This window comes from Halobacteriovorax sp. RT-2-4 (genome assembly GCF_047085445.1).
Lineage (GTDB): Bacteria > Bdellovibrionota > Bacteriovoracia > Bacteriovoracales > Bacteriovoracaceae > Halobacteriovorax_A.
This window is the reverse complement of record NZ_JBKIXY010000001.1, coordinates 1,496,144-1,509,918: the sequence shown is the minus strand read 5'-3', so window position 1 is coordinate 1,509,918 and position 13,775 is coordinate 1,496,144. Positions and strand designations below refer to the sequence as shown.

Genomic DNA, 13,775 nt, shown 5'->3' with positions numbered 1-13,775 from the left:
TAAGAGGGATTATGAAAAGACAAATTTTTGCACTATCACTACTATTAACATCAACTGCATTTGCAAATCGAGTTATGCCTGAGATCTCTAAAGATGGTAAAACGAGACATAGCTCTTCAATGGCCGTAGCAAATGATCGTAGACAATTCTTTAACACACAATTCGAAGGCGGAAGTGCAGAGATTCAGGATATCGATACTCTTGATAGTTCAGACTTTGATATTAATGGTGCTTTTGGGAACCGTGTATTTTCAGCAGAGTTTTCATATAATGACAATGTTGGATTTGCACAGACTCAGCCAATTATCACAGAGGTTGGCCACAATAGAGAAGCTGTTCTTCTTATGGGATTTAGACCTGTTGATTTAGTTTCTTTTGGTTTTGGATATAGAAATATTGAAAGAGACCTTCAAAATAAAAATATCAATACATTCGAAGTTGAAGCTTCAACTATGTTTAATATTAATCGTGTAAGCTTTGGTGGAGCCTATAAATACGTAAAGCCAAATTCAAAAAAGCATGGTTACTACACTGATCTAACACTTGCTGGTGGCTATCTTGATGAAGTTCTATCTGCTGAAGCTGGTCTTAGTATTAAAACAAAAAGCCAAGAGCTTAATCGTGGAACAAGAAAAGAATTTTTTATTGGTGGAACAAGAAAACATAGTAACTTAGAGTTTGATACTGATTTTGAATATGAGTCAGGAGATAATGGATACGCTTCAGGTGATTATAAGAGAATGAAGTTTAACTTCGATCTTGAAGTTCTTTATACAAAATATCTCTATGTTACTCCAGGTATTGAATATCGAAAACTTGATATTAATAACTCATCATCTGAACAAATCTATACTTCTATGGATTTTGGATATCGTGAAGCGGGGATGGATATAACTCTAGCTTTTGACTATCTTGCTGATGGTAGTCTTGAGATTGCTAATCAAGATATCAAGCTAGATCAATATCGAATTACACTTGGTATGGGTTATCAATTTTAATATTGAATAACTCTTAATGCTTCGTAGGCCACAGTCGTGGCCACGTTTGAGAGATTTAACGATCTCACATGCTCTGAAAACATTGGAAGACAAAATAAACGATTAGGGTAGCTATCAAAGATATGCTTTGGTAGCCCTTTTGTCTCTGAACCAAAGACAAGATAGCAGCCTTTAGTGTAGTTTCGTCCATAGAAATGATTTTCTATGGCCGTCTTTGTATAGAAGAAAAGATTTTCTTCATCTGGCTTTTCATTTTCTATGAATTCTTCCCAGTTTTCGTATTCTGCAACTTCAACATATTTCCAATAATCAAGTCCCGCGCGTCTGACGGCCTTCTCTGAAAGATCAAATCCGTAAGGCTTAATAAGGACAAGTCTTGCACCAAGAGCGATACAAGTACGCCCTATACTCCCGGTATTTCCGGGAATATCTGGCGCATATAGAACAATGTTAAAAATTGCGTTACTACTCACTGGGATGACTTCTTAGTTTTGCTTTAAGAACTCTACAAGAGATCTAATCACAGTTCCTGAAGCACCTTTTGGTGGACAGTATGGTAGGTGAGATTGAGAGTCACCAACACCTGCGATATCAAGGTGTGCCCAAGCAATATCATTTTTGATGAATTCTTGTAGGAAAGCAGCAGCTTTAGCTGTACCACCAAAAGAAGAACCACCGATATTTTTAAGGTCAGAGATTGTACCTTTCATGTCTTTTGTCCACTCAGGGATAATTGGCAGTTCCCACATATACTCATCCGCTGATTCAGCAGCTTTAAGAAGGTTTGCAGAAAGCTTTTTGTCATTTGACATAAGACCACAAACTTCAGTTCCAAGAGCAACTAGACAAGCACCAGTAAGAGTTGCAGCGTCGATGATTGCATCTGGTTTTAGATCACAAGCATAGTCTAGACAGTCAGCAAGAACTAAACGTCCTTCAGCATCAGTGTTTAGGATTTCAACTGTTTTACCATTTCTAGCTTTTACAATTGAGTCTGGCATCGTTGCATCAGCGTTTACTGCGTTATCAGTCATACCTAGGATACAAGTGATTTTTACTGGAAGTTTCATTTTAGCAGCAGCTCTAAATGCAGCATAAACAGTTGCAGAACCTGCCATATCAAACTTCATATTCATCATTGATCCACCTGGCTTAAGAGAATATCCACCAGTATCAAAAACTAAACCCTTTCCTACGAAAGCGATGTGCTTCATGTTCTTAGTAGCTTTTGTTGGAGTATAAGTAAGGTGAACAAGTTGAGCATCGTATGCAGAACCGTTGTTAACAGATAGGAAAAGATCCATTTTTTCTTTCTTAAGTTCTTTCTTTCCAAGGATCTTACACTTTACACCTGCGATACCTTCAACATCTTTTTTAACACGCTTTGCGTATTCAGTTGAACGTAGAACGTTTGGTGGCTCGTTAACAAAGTCACGTGCAACATTGATCGACTCAGTAACAAATTGTGAATCTTTGATAACTTTATCAAAGTCTTTCTTCTTTGCAGCTTTTTCAGCAGTATCAATGATTACTTCTTTAAGAGCAGCTGGCTTTGATTCTGAAAGATACTTATCAAATTTATAAGCAGACATTTCAAAAGCTTCAACTAGAACTGCTAGAGACTCTTCTTTTTTCGTTTTAAAAGTAAACGTATCAAAAGCTACAGCAACTTTCTTATACTTAGAAACAAGTTTATAAGTTTTCGCTAACTCTTTTCTAATGTCTTCAGTTGTAACTTTAGTTTTGTCACCAAGTCCAACAACTAATACGTCGCTACCATAGTGATTGAAAGCATAAGTAGTACCTTTTGTACCATTGTAATCAACTGAGCTATTCATTGATTCAAAAGTAGCTTTAAGCTCTTTTGGCCAACCTGTAAGAGCTACAGTTTCTACTTCTTTTTTACCTTTTTTTGTTTTTGTTGAATAAGCACCAATTACATAACAATCAGCACTTGAATTTTCTTTAGAATTTAAATTCAAAGTGAATTTCATATTTGCTCCTTAAAAGGGGGTTTCAAAGTGATTTAAGAGGGTATAAACTAGCAGTAACTATACAAAAAGACAAAGTATGACAACAGTCGCTAAGGGTTTTCATGGACGCAGTCAAAAAGATCAAAGATTTAATCCCAACTAAGATATTTCAAAGATACCTTGCGTCAAACTTTATTGTCCCTTTTGCGATGAGTCTTACTTTCTTTGTTGCCTTCCTCTTAACGACACAACTGTTCAAATTCATGAGGCTTGTGACAAAAAAAGGTGTAGGAATTTTTCAATTTTTAGAAATTCTTGGCCATATCTCTATTAGTTTCATCCCAATGGCGACTCCGTTATCGATTCTTTTTGCAATGATCTATACACTAAATAAATTAAGTGAAGACTCAGAAATTGTTGCATTGAGGGCCATGGGAATTAATAAGCACAGAATTTTTTCTCCTTATTTTATTATCTCAATTCTTATTGCTGTCTCTGTCGTTTCTTTAAATACGAATATGATTCCTACTTCAAAGAAAATATTCAGGAATACTTTTAAGCAACTTGGATCAAAGGGAATTCTGACAGATATTAAAAAAGAACAATTTTTTACAGAGATTCCTGGGGTAATTCTTTTTGCTGAAGATGTGAAGGATGATGGAAAGATATTAGAAAATGTTTTTTTGAGAATCTCTTCTAAAGATGGTGTTGATAAAGTAATTATGGCCAAACAAGGAGTCTTGAATAAGCCAAAGTCTGATGGAGACTCAAGTGGTTTAAATATTAGATTTGATTTTTTCAATGGAAGTATTATTTCTATTGATAAAGAAGGCCATGAAGTAGAAAAAATTCTATTTGAAACGTATGAATATCCAATAGTAACAGGTCAGAGTTTTTCGAGTGTTAACAAGGCAAGTATGATGTCATCTAACGAGCTGAGAAGACATATTAGAAAGCTAAAGGGCCAATTAAAAAATACTAAGACGAAGAAGATAAAGGATAAGCTAGAAGATGATATAAGAAAGGGAAATATTGAGTATTGGGAACGTTTTACGATACCTATTCAATGTATTGTTTTTGCTCTTTTAGGCTTTGTCTTTGGTGTAAAAAAGGGGAGAGGTGCAACTCGTAATACTAGTGCATTAGCTCTTTTGGTAACGATTGTTTATTACACTCTTTATTTCTCTGGTGTGTCTGTTGCTAAGAAAAGTAATTTACCAATCCCATTAGTCCTGTTCTTACCAGCGGTAGTCACAGGAGCTATTGGAATTAGTTATTATAAAAAATTAGATTGGAATTCTTAGTTTTGAGAATTTTCTTTTTGTTCTAAATATTCTTTAGATGTTTGAACACCACCGTTTTTATCAAAAATAAACAGTGGTAACTTGTAATCTTTTGCAATTTCAACAGGGAAAACTAAGCTTTTGACCCCTGAGCGAGAATTCATACCTAGTAGTTCACCATTATAAAATACGTTTAGAGCATCAATATTTCCTAGGCGAAGTAGAATCTTATCACCCTTAATTAGAAGATACCTTCCTTCTTTAAGCGTGAACTTTTTGATTGGATCTTCATCACTTTGATAAACAATCCAAGAATCACCAGTCATAGCTTTTAGAAAAATATTTTGTTTTCCATCTTCAAATGCAGCTCTGATATTTGCTGGAATAATCTCATTCTTCTCATCTTCTGAGATATCCTTGAATGCAAAGAGTGGAGAAGGAAGATTGTAGAAATTAAGCTCTTTTTCTTCTTTTTCTTCTACCTTTTTTTCTTCTGGCTTTTCTTCTTTTTTAGTTTCAACGATAACTTCAGGTTTTGTCTCTTCTACTACTTGCTCTGTAGCATCTTCACTTGTTGCTTCTTGTGAAGTTGTTTCTGTCTCTTCAACGCTTTCTTCTTGTAGCGGAGTGTTCTCATCTAACACTTGTGCTTCGACAACGACTTCTTTAGTTTCTTCACCAGTATCTACTTCTCTGGATTTATCAAGATTAATAAAAATAAAAATACCAATAGAGAAGGCCGCAACAACACCTAGTAATTTATATTTTAGAGAGTCCGAAATCTGTACTTCTTTTTTAACAAGATCCTGCTTCTTCTCTACGTTTGCTTGAGGGAAGTCTGTTGCTTCAAGCGGTTGTATCTGTTCACTTGCAGTTTCGCCATAAAGCTCTTCAAGCTTTCTTGTTGCTTCTTCGACATCAATGTCATAAGTTTTTGCCAGTGTCTTAACGAAACCTCTTACGTAAGCGATATTAGGTAATCGCTCGACGTCGTCCGCTTCAAGTGCCGAAAGGTTTGTTAGGTTGATTCTAGTATGTCTGCTTACTGCTTCGATACTTAGATCTTTCTTATCTCTGGCCTTTTGGAGATATTTTCCTAGAGATAGGTTTTGGGCTTCTTTTGCAACTTCCTGTTCCATTATTACGCCTTTTTAATTATAAATTATCAGTTTCAAATTTGTTTGAGTAATAAACATTCTTCATTAGATTATTCTTGATTACTAAGCTTCTTTTCGCATAATCAGTTCTTGGGAACTGCTCAATAATTTCGTTGTAAAGAGGTAGTGCCTTCTTAGCTTCACCAAGAGAACGATAGATTTCTGCAAGTTCAAACTTTGGTGCAATCTCTTTCTTACATTCACCTGTTGTTGCAATATTTAAGTTCTTGATGGCCTCTTTGATATTTCCATCTTTCTTATAGATTAGGGCCAATTGATAAGGAGCAGGACAATAGTCTAGTGTGTAGCCAGTAACTTCTTGAAGGTACTTAACTGCTGCATCTTTGTTTCCTCTCTTAAGTTCTATAAGAGATAGGTTGTACTTAACTCGATAGTTGTAGCGATAAATAAGGTCTTTTAAAACAATTTTGTAGTGCTCTTCTGCTTTATTGTAATCACCTTCTTTGAAATAAATTGAAGCAAGGTTATTTCTAGCGTCTGAGTTTTTATTATCTATTTTAATCGACTGATTAAAGTAGAACTTTGCTTTTTCTGGTCTATTTTTAAAGTAGTATGCAAGACCAAGATTGTTTAAAGTTTTTGTATCATTAGGATTTAATTGATTCGCATTCTCTAAAGCTTCAAGTGCTTGAGAGTAATCCTTATCGATCATTTTTTGAGTACCATATGTATAGAAGAGCTCTGCCTTCTTTAACTGTTCTGCTTTCTGATTCGAAGAACATGAAGTCGTCATGATTCCAATTAATGTTGCAAATAGAAAAGTAACTGTAGTTCGTTTCATCATTTCACCAAAAACGTTAGATTAAAAAGAGAATATACTCTTTAATTGTAATGGCTTTCAGTGCCCATTACAATGTTAATCTAAGAACTTACAATCGTTACCTATGCGCGAAGAAGATAACTGATTCAAAGTGTCGGGTACCAGGAAAAAAGTCGAACATGTGCGACTCTTCAATACGATATTCTGATTGAATTTTATGGGTATCTCTGGCCAGAGTTTGGTTATTACAACTGACATATACGATATGTTTTGGCTTTAGGATTTTAGTGAATTCATCAATATTTTTAAGTCCACTTCGAGGAGGATCAATTACAAGAAGATCAATTTCTGTAATTGCCATTTCCTCTAGCTTCTTTATGGCCGTGTGGTGGTAGATATCTAATTCAATATATTCCTGATGCTCTTTATTTTGTAACTTGATAAATTTAGTCGGAGTTGCATCCATGACAACAGTACGATGTGAAAGTGCTTTTGTAATATTTCCGCTTCCTCCAAATAAATCAACAGTGATAGAGGAGTTACTTGTGACTTTACTCATATATTCATTAACTAGTGTTAATAGGCGTTCATTCATCGGTGGATTTACTTGTAAGAACCCTTCCGCTGAGTAGTAGGAATCAAATGTTTTTAAAATTTTTCCATCTCGTTGAAATAATTCAACATGGCCTTTGCTTTTTTTTGCATCACTTTGCCAGTCTTCATGAAGCACTGCTAATTCACTATTAATGTCATCATTTGCCATTAAACAATTTTTAATTGTAATGATTTTAGAATTTGAATCGTTAAAAAAGCCAAGAGAGTTGTCCTTCTTATTATAATGAAGTTGAATACGATTTCGATATTTATAGCGTTCGTCTGCTTTATGAATAATCAGAGATTCACTTAAGTCGATTTTAAATTGGCGACTAAAGTTGTCGAGATAAGCTTTCTTTTTAAACTCAATCTCATTTTCATAACTAGTATGTAGGAAGTGACAACCTCCACACTCGCTATAGTAAGGACATTCAGAATCAGTACGTAATTGGGACTTCTTAGTTAATTCAGTTAAGCTTGCAAATTGAATACTTTTCTTAGACTTGTATACAAGGGCCTTTCCTTCTTCTCCGGGAAGTGTTTTTTGAATAAAAGCAATTCCATTTGATTTTGAAACTCCTTGACCAAGAGAGTCGAGGTGTTCGACTTTGAAATCGATTGGGAAAGTTTTTGGAAACTTGATCTCTTTGTTTGGTTTCTTCTTTTTAGTCATAGGAAAATATGTCTCAATCTGCTATAAGTATCAACTTAGCTAAATTAGTAATATTATTAAAGAATATGGCATCATTATTACAAAAATTGTCATTCCTGTTTGAACTTTTTTTCAACGGTAGTTTTATCCTCTTATTCACTCTCTACGATAATAAGAAGATCCCGGCCAGTTGGAATCAAAAGTTTATCGTGAATACCCTAGACTTAATGGTTTGGGTAGTCCCAATTGCCATTGCTTTAACGGTTATTAAGAACATGATTGAAGCAAAAAATGGTGAAGACTTTTTTCGTCGATATTCATTTTCTTTACTCGTATTTATACCGACACTCATTACTTGGGGTGATTTAAAGTTTACCTATTTGCTCGCCAGCGCGCACTTACTCTCGACTATTTTATCTTTATATGATGATGGGGGAGAGCCAACAAATCGAGAGTATAAGAATCGTTTTGATACGCTCTTTAGTAAAATCAAATTAACGTCTGCTCAGCTTGTTCTCTTCACCTTTGGTGGGGTTATCATGGCAGGGACTTTATTACTCATGCTTCCTCTCTCTGCTGCAGATGGAGTAAGTATCAGTTTTGTGGATGCCCTCTTTACTGCAACCTCGGCAACTTGTGTTACAGGACTTTCAACCCTTGGAACGAATACGAGTTTTAGTGTGGTCGGACAATTGGTCATCTTAGGACTAATTCAAATTGGTGGTCTTTCCATTATGACCCTTTACTCTTCTATGGCCATTGTTCTAGGTCGATCGATGAAGATGAAAGATCGTATCATCATGCAGGACCTTCTCGATGTTTCTTCTCTGGAAGAGCTCTTTGCTATGATTATCAATATTGTTAAATATACTTTTATTATTGAGCTTTGGGGGGCCATTATCTTAACGATTGGTTTCACTTTCGAAGGCTTTGAATTTGGCCAGGCAATGTACTACGGATTCTTCCATAGTGTTTCTGCATTTTGTAATGCTGGTTTTGCTCTATTTGATAACTCTCTTGAAAATTATGCTACTAATCCATTAATTCACGGAACTATTGCAATTCTTATTTCTCTTGGAGGAATTGGTTTCATTGCTCTAAAGGAATTAAAGGAAGTTGTCACTAGAGAGAAGACGATTGTTCGTTTAGGGATGCACACTAAAGTTGTTCTTATAACTTCATTAGCTCTTACTGTTGGTGGTGCAATTTTTATTTTCTTTGGAGAGTTTCTTGGTGCTCTTGATAGTTATAATCTTTGGGAGAAAATTCAGATTTCTGTCTTCCAATCAATTACCCTTAGAACTGCGGGATTCAACACGATTCCTCTGACGAATCTTCATTCGTATACGATTTATATGATGGCCATGTTTATGTTCATCGGTGGTTCACCAGGTTCGACGGCCGGTGGGGTTAAGACGACGACTCTTGCTATTCTTGTTCAGTCTATTATATCAACACTAAAAGGTGATAAAAACGTTATGATGTTTGATCGCAAAATTGCTGGACCTGTTGTTGTTAAGGCAACAGCACTTATGTTCATCTCTATTGTCGTTTCAACATCATTTATTTTTATCATGATGAAAATAGAGCCAAATCAAAACTTCTTACCACTTTTCTTTGAAGTTCTAAGTGCAGGGGGAACAGTTGGGCTCACTCTTGGAGTTACTCCATTTTTAACAGTCGCAGGGAAAGTCGCAATTTCTATTCTGATGCTTATTGGACGTATTGGTCCTTTAACTCTAATCTTAGCAATTGGTGAGAGACAGAAATACTCAGGTAAATTAGACTACCCTGACGGACGAATAATGATTGGTTAAAATTAGATAAAGGATTTTATATGCTAGTTGCTGTTATCGGGCTAGGGACATTTGGAGCAAAAACTGCGGTTGGACTTTTTGAAAAGGGAGCCGAGGTAATTGCTATTGATAAGAATGATGAGCTCGTTGATAAAATTAAAGACCGTACAACACACGCTGTTGCACTAGATGTTACTGATGAAAGATCTCTACGATCTGTAAATATTTCTGACGTTGATACTGCGGTTGTTGCCATTGGTGACAATATTCAGATGTCGATTATGGCCGTAACAATGCTTCGAAAGCTTGGTGTAGGTCGTGTAATTGCCCGTGCTACTTCAAAACTTCACGAGCACGTTCTTCATGAAATTGGTGCTTCTGAAATTATTAAAGTTGAAGAGGAGATGGGGGAAATCGTCGCTTCTAAGATTATTGCTCCTCACGTTCTTCAGCGTTATAACTTTGCGGCCGGATATTCTATTGTCGAGCTTAAGCTTGGAAAGAAATTTGAAGGAAAGACTCTGGTAGAGAGTAAGATTCGTCAAAACTATTCACTTAATATTGTTGCCCTTCAAAAGAAGGTTCCATATATCACTGAAGACGGTAAGTCTGCTTATCGTATGGAAATTAACGATTGTCCAATGCCGATGGATATTATCGAATCAGATGACATCGTTGTTCTAGTTGGAAGTGAAAAGAATTTTAATAAACTTTTTGCTGATCTTGAGGATGCATAAGTCTTTGACGTCGCATAAAGGGGAATAATTTTGAATTTATCACTAAGAAATCGAGTCGCCTGGAGTTTTTCATTTGCAGCAGCAGTTGTAATTCTTCTAGCGTTCATCGTTTTTTATCATTTAAATAACCTCAATAAAGAAATTGAGTCGATTACTGATCGTTCAAATAAAGTAACTCTTATTACTGACGAGGTTAGGATTTCAGCGGTTGCGATTTTAAAGAATCAAAGAAGGATTCTCACAAAAAAACCAACTCCAGAGATGGTGGAAAGAATTCTAAACCTTTGTGAGTCTTTTACATCACAACTTCAAAGACTTGATACTCACTACGATGAACCAGAGGTTAAAAAGATTATTGGACAAATGCTCTCTTATACCGATTCATTGAAGGTTATTCTAAGTAAAGCTTCTTTATTCCATCGAAATAATATCGGAATGACTTCCATAGGTGAGCTGGCCGATAAAATTCTTGATGCATTCTCTGAGTTTCAAGACATTCAGTATTATCAGAATGTGGAAAGAGAAGAGAAAATTAAAGGAATCATCAACGAAACTAAACGCAAGATGATGATTACTCTAATTATTGCATTTCTTTGGACGATTATTTTAGGTCTAGTTATCCCTGGTAAAATTGCTTTACCATTTAAGAAGATTAAAGATGCTATTCGAGAGCTACAAGATTGTAACTTCGACGTTTCGATCTACTATTCGCAAGATGACGAGATTGGAGAGATTGCTCAAGAGATGAATAAGATGATTCACTCTTTCAAAAAGTTTGAAGAGTTACGTGCAGATAAGATTGTTGTAGAGAATAGAAAGTTTGATGTACTTGCCAATATGGTTAAGAGACCTGTTCTTTTAACAAATGCCAAGGGTGAGCTCATGTATATGAATAATCAGATTTACCAACTTCTTCAGGTTCAATCAGAAGATACAATTGGTAAAGTGATGACAGATTCAATTATTCCTCAGTGCATCATTGAAACATATGAACTTGCCATTAAGCGTCGTTCTAAGATTGAAAACCAGGAAATCAAAATCGCTAAGCGCGATGACTCAGCTAAATCAGATAAAGAGATTGGAGATAAGATTTCTGTAAAGGTTGATATCGAAGGGGATGAAGCAGGTGAGTCTCATGAAGATATCGAGGAAGTAGTTGAATATATTTACGAAGGCTATGCGTCAGTAATTCCAATTCGTGGACGCGACTCGTCACTAGATTATTACTTAATGGTAATGTCAAAAGAAGTTCAGGCATCTTAAGTATTTAGGTGCCTCAAAACTCTCGAAAATATAGTTATCCCTAGAAATATGTGCTATGATTCGTGGAATTTAGCGGAGTTATAGATACAATGATTGATAGGAAACTAATTCGAAATTTTTCCATTATTGCACATATTGACCACGGGAAATCGACTCTTGCGGATCGTTTAATTGAAAAAACAGGTTCAATTACTGATCGCGAGAAATCTGATCGTATTCTCGATAATATGGAGCTTGAAAAAGAGCGTGGGATTACCATTAAGGCACAAACTGTTCGATTGAACTACAAGGCCCGCGATGGACAGACTTACTACCTAAATATCATCGATACTCCGGGTCACGTTGACTTCTCATATGAAGTTTCAAGATCACTTGCTTCTTGTGATGGTGCTCTTCTTGTTGTTGATGCCTCTCAAGGTGTTGAAGCGCAAACTCTTGCTAACGTTTATATGGCCATGGAAAATGATCTTGAAATCATGCCTGTCCTTAATAAAATTGATCTTCCTCACGCAGATGCAGAACGTGTTAAGCAAGAGATTGAAGATGTTGTTGGTATTGAAGCATTAGATGCTGATGAAGTTTCAGCTAAGTCAGGACTTGGTGTAGAAGACCTACTTGAATCGATTATTGAAAAAATCCCTTGTCCTAAAGGGGACCCAAATAAAGATCTTCAGGGTCTAATTTTTGACTCATGGTTTGACCCGTATCAGGGTGTAATCTTCTTACTCAGAGTGGTTGAAGGTACGATTAATAAGAAAGATATTATCTATCTTAAGAATTCAGATCAAGAATATGAAGTTCTTAAGCTTGCTGTGAACACTCCGTTCTTTACTGAGGTAAAAGAACTCGGTGCCGGTGAAGTTGGGATGGTTATCTGCGGTATTAAAAATATTCGTGACGTAAAGGTTGGGGATACAGTTGTTAATGCTAAGAAGAAAGATACGCCAAGTTTAGGTGGATACGAAGAAGTAAAGCCAATGGTTTTCTGTGGTATCTTCCCTGTTGAATCTCATGATTATGAAGTATTAAAAGATGCTCTAGAAAAACTAGCGCTAAATGATTCTTCATTTACATACGAGCCTGAAACATCTCAGGCACTAGGCTTTGGTTTCCGTTGTGGATTCCTTGGTCTACTTCACATGAATATTATTCAAGAACGTCTTGAGCGTGAATTTAGTTTAAATTTAATTTCAACTGCACCTTCTGTGTCTTATAAAGTTAAGATGAATGACGGTGAGATTGTTGATGTTGAAAACCCTTCAACAATGCCTGAGCCTGGAAAATTTGAAGAAATTACTGAGCCGGTTGTTTCAATCTCAATTCACGTACCAAACGAATTTGTTGGTAAGATTATTCGTCTATGTGAGGAAAAGCGCGGTATTCAGACAGATATGAAATATATTACTGAAGAGCGTGTGCAGGTTACTTATGATCTTCCACTAAGTGAGATGGTTTTTGACTTCTATGATAAGTTAAAAAGTTACACTAAGGGATATGCATCGATGGATTACGAGTTCAAAGGTTATCAAGCCTCAAAACTTGTTAAGGTTGATGTCCTTTTAAATAGTGAGAAAGTTGATGCTCTATCAATTATTTGTCACGTTGATAATGCATACTATAAGGGTCGTGATCTTGTAGGGCGATTAAGAAAGATTATTGATCGTCAGCAATTTGATATTGCCATTCAGGCTGCAATTGGTGCTAAAATTGTTGCTCGTGAAACTGTAAAGGCACTTCGTAAGAACGTACTTGCTAAGTGTTACGGTGGTGACGTTTCAAGGAAGAGAAAACTACTTGAAAAGCAGAAAGAAGGTAAGAAGAGAATGAAGATGGTTGGATCCGTAGAAGTTCCACAAGAAGCATTCTTGGCCGTTCTTGCTGTAGATGAAGAAAGTAGTGGTGGGAAAAAATAAACATGGAAGAATTGAGAAGTATTTTAGACGATGCTGTAACTAAGTTTTCGTCGAATGAATACTATGACAAATTAAGATCAGCAAAAGAAGAGTATTTTAAGCTTGCTGGGAAATTATCGGAAGAGGATGAGGATTACGAATCTCGTATGAATGGATTCGTTTACTGGTATATCACTCAACGTGACTTCGATGATAATGGGCCACTTATTAAGAAATTTGTTAATGAAATCTCAATTGAAGAAAATCAAAAAGATTCAATGTTAAGTATTAATCATTCTCTTTTTGAATACCGTGGACAAAATCTTTTTAAAAAGCATGTCTTTAAAGACATTCTACATAATACTAAATTCTATATTCCTAAGAATGAGTTTACGTTACAACTAGTAAAAGATGACTTATTCATTGCTCGAACAATTTCTCACGAAGGAAAGACGATGTTATTAGATGATATCTCTGTTCTTCCTTATGATGCGAGAGGGCCGCTTGTTAAGGAATCTAAGAAAGTCAGAAAGCTAAATGATCGTAAAAGAGATATGCAATTTCTTTTAAGGATTGAAGCTTTAAAGACTAAGTGGCGTCAGTACGGCCATATCGATCCGAAAAAGATTTTTGTTTTTAACTAATTTAC

At 35.8% G+C, this 13,775-nt stretch carries 12 protein-coding genes; 7 read left to right on the top strand and 5 right to left on the bottom strand.

Annotated features, from left to right (window positions below):
* Positions 1 to 11: 11 nt before the first annotated feature.
* Positions 12 to 998 carry a hypothetical protein gene (locus ACMAYL_RS07120; protein WP_412470920.1) on the top strand — a complete coding sequence of 329 codons (987 nt, stop codon included), beginning with the start codon at positions 12 to 14 and terminating at the stop codon, positions 996 to 998.
* Here the strand turns inward: ACMAYL_RS07120 and ACMAYL_RS07115 are convergent.
* Positions 995 to 1,471 carry a tRNA (cytidine(34)-2'-O)-methyltransferase gene (locus ACMAYL_RS07115; protein ID WP_233189732.1) on the bottom strand — a complete coding sequence of 159 codons (477 nt, stop codon included), beginning with the start codon at positions 1,469 to 1,471 and terminating at the stop codon, positions 995 to 997. The two genes, ACMAYL_RS07120 and ACMAYL_RS07115, sit on opposite strands and share 4 nt — an antisense overlap.
* 12 nt (positions 1,472 to 1,483) lie before the next feature.
* Entirely contained in the window at positions 1,484 to 2,992 is a 1,509-nt protein-coding gene (locus tag ACMAYL_RS07110; RefSeq protein WP_103218917.1) for a leucyl aminopeptidase, read from the bottom strand.
* Between the two features lie 101 nt (positions 2,993 to 3,093).
* Between ACMAYL_RS07110 and ACMAYL_RS07105 the strand changes: the two genes are divergently transcribed.
* Positions 3,094 to 4,275, top strand: coding sequence for an LptF/LptG family permease (locus tag ACMAYL_RS07105; protein WP_103218918.1), 1,182 nt, complete (start codon positions 3,094 to 3,096; stop codon positions 4,273 to 4,275).
* Here the strand turns inward: ACMAYL_RS07105 and ACMAYL_RS07100 are convergent.
* The 3 genes from ACMAYL_RS07100 to ACMAYL_RS07090 form a co-directional block, all read right to left on the bottom strand.
* Positions 4,272 to 5,393 (bottom strand): helix-turn-helix domain-containing protein, encoded by a 1,122-nt coding sequence (locus ACMAYL_RS07100; RefSeq protein ID WP_412470919.1) that lies wholly within the window; start codon positions 5,391 to 5,393, stop codon positions 4,272 to 4,274. The genes ACMAYL_RS07105 and ACMAYL_RS07100 overlap by 4 nt on opposite strands.
* A 16-nt stretch (positions 5,394 to 5,409) precedes the next feature.
* Positions 5,410 to 6,213 (bottom strand): tetratricopeptide repeat protein, encoded by an 804-nt coding sequence (locus tag ACMAYL_RS07095; RefSeq protein ID WP_158246932.1) that lies wholly within the window; start codon positions 6,211 to 6,213, stop codon positions 5,410 to 5,412.
* A 97-nt stretch (positions 6,214 to 6,310) separates the two neighbouring features.
* Entirely contained in the window at positions 6,311 to 7,459 is a 1,149-nt protein-coding gene (locus ACMAYL_RS07090) for a class I SAM-dependent RNA methyltransferase (protein WP_412469942.1), read from the bottom strand.
* Positions 7,460 to 7,524: 65 nt separating this feature from the next.
* Here ACMAYL_RS07090 and ACMAYL_RS07085 point away from each other — a divergent pair, with 65 nt between their 5' ends.
* From ACMAYL_RS07085 to ACMAYL_RS07065, 5 genes are all read left to right on the top strand, one after another.
* A complete protein-coding gene (locus ACMAYL_RS07085; RefSeq protein WP_158246933.1) occupies positions 7,525 to 9,255 on the top strand; it encodes a TrkH family potassium uptake protein in 1,731 nt (576 codons plus the stop codon).
* Positions 9,256 to 9,275: 20 nt separating this feature from the next.
* The gene (locus ACMAYL_RS07080; RefSeq protein WP_021266154.1) at positions 9,276 to 9,971 is read left to right on the top strand and encodes a potassium channel family protein; all 696 of its coding nucleotides are present in this window, start codon (positions 9,276 to 9,278) and stop codon (positions 9,969 to 9,971) included.
* A 30-nt stretch (positions 9,972 to 10,001) separates the two neighbouring features.
* Positions 10,002 to 11,234, top strand: coding sequence for a HAMP domain-containing protein (locus ACMAYL_RS07075; RefSeq protein ID WP_103218923.1), 1,233 nt, complete (start codon positions 10,002 to 10,004; stop codon positions 11,232 to 11,234).
* Positions 11,235 to 11,323: 89 nt separating this feature from the next.
* Entirely contained in the window at positions 11,324 to 13,147 is a 1,824-nt protein-coding gene (gene lepA / locus ACMAYL_RS07070; protein ID WP_146037906.1) for a translation elongation factor 4, read from the top strand.
* Positions 13,148 to 13,149: 2 nt separating this feature from the next.
* The gene (locus ACMAYL_RS07065) at positions 13,150 to 13,770 is read left to right on the top strand and encodes a hypothetical protein (protein ID WP_103218924.1); all 621 of its coding nucleotides are present in this window, start codon (positions 13,150 to 13,152) and stop codon (positions 13,768 to 13,770) included.
* Positions 13,771 to 13,775: the final 5 nt, after the last annotated feature.

Coding starts and splice junctions, on each gene's coding strand:
- ACMAYL_RS07105 (WP_103218918.1), top strand. CDS start 3,094: ATGGACGCAGTCAAAAAGATCAAAGATTTAATCCCAACTAAGATATTT.
- ACMAYL_RS07080 (WP_021266154.1), top strand. CDS start 9,276: ATGCTAGTTGCTGTTATCGGGCTAGGGACATTTGGAGCAAAAACTGCG.
- ACMAYL_RS07095 (WP_158246932.1), bottom strand. CDS start 6,213: ATGAAACGAACTACAGTTACTTTTCTATTTGCAACATTAATTGGAATC.
- ACMAYL_RS07090 (WP_412469942.1), bottom strand. CDS start 7,459: ATGACTAAAAAGAAGAAACCAAACAAAGAGATCAAGTTTCCAAAAACT.
- ACMAYL_RS07120 (WP_412470920.1), top strand. CDS start 12: ATGAAAAGACAAATTTTTGCACTATCACTACTATTAACATCAACTGCA.
- lepA (WP_146037906.1), top strand. CDS start 11,324: ATGATTGATAGGAAACTAATTCGAAATTTTTCCATTATTGCACATATT.
- ACMAYL_RS07065 (WP_103218924.1), top strand. CDS start 13,150: ATGGAAGAATTGAGAAGTATTTTAGACGATGCTGTAACTAAGTTTTCG.
- ACMAYL_RS07085 (WP_158246933.1), top strand. CDS start 7,525: ATGGCATCATTATTACAAAAATTGTCATTCCTGTTTGAACTTTTTTTC.
- ACMAYL_RS07110 (WP_103218917.1), bottom strand. CDS start 2,992: ATGAAATTCACTTTGAATTTAAATTCTAAAGAAAATTCAAGTGCTGAT.
- ACMAYL_RS07100 (WP_412470919.1), bottom strand. CDS start 5,393: ATGGAACAGGAAGTTGCAAAAGAAGCCCAAAACCTATCTCTAGGAAAA.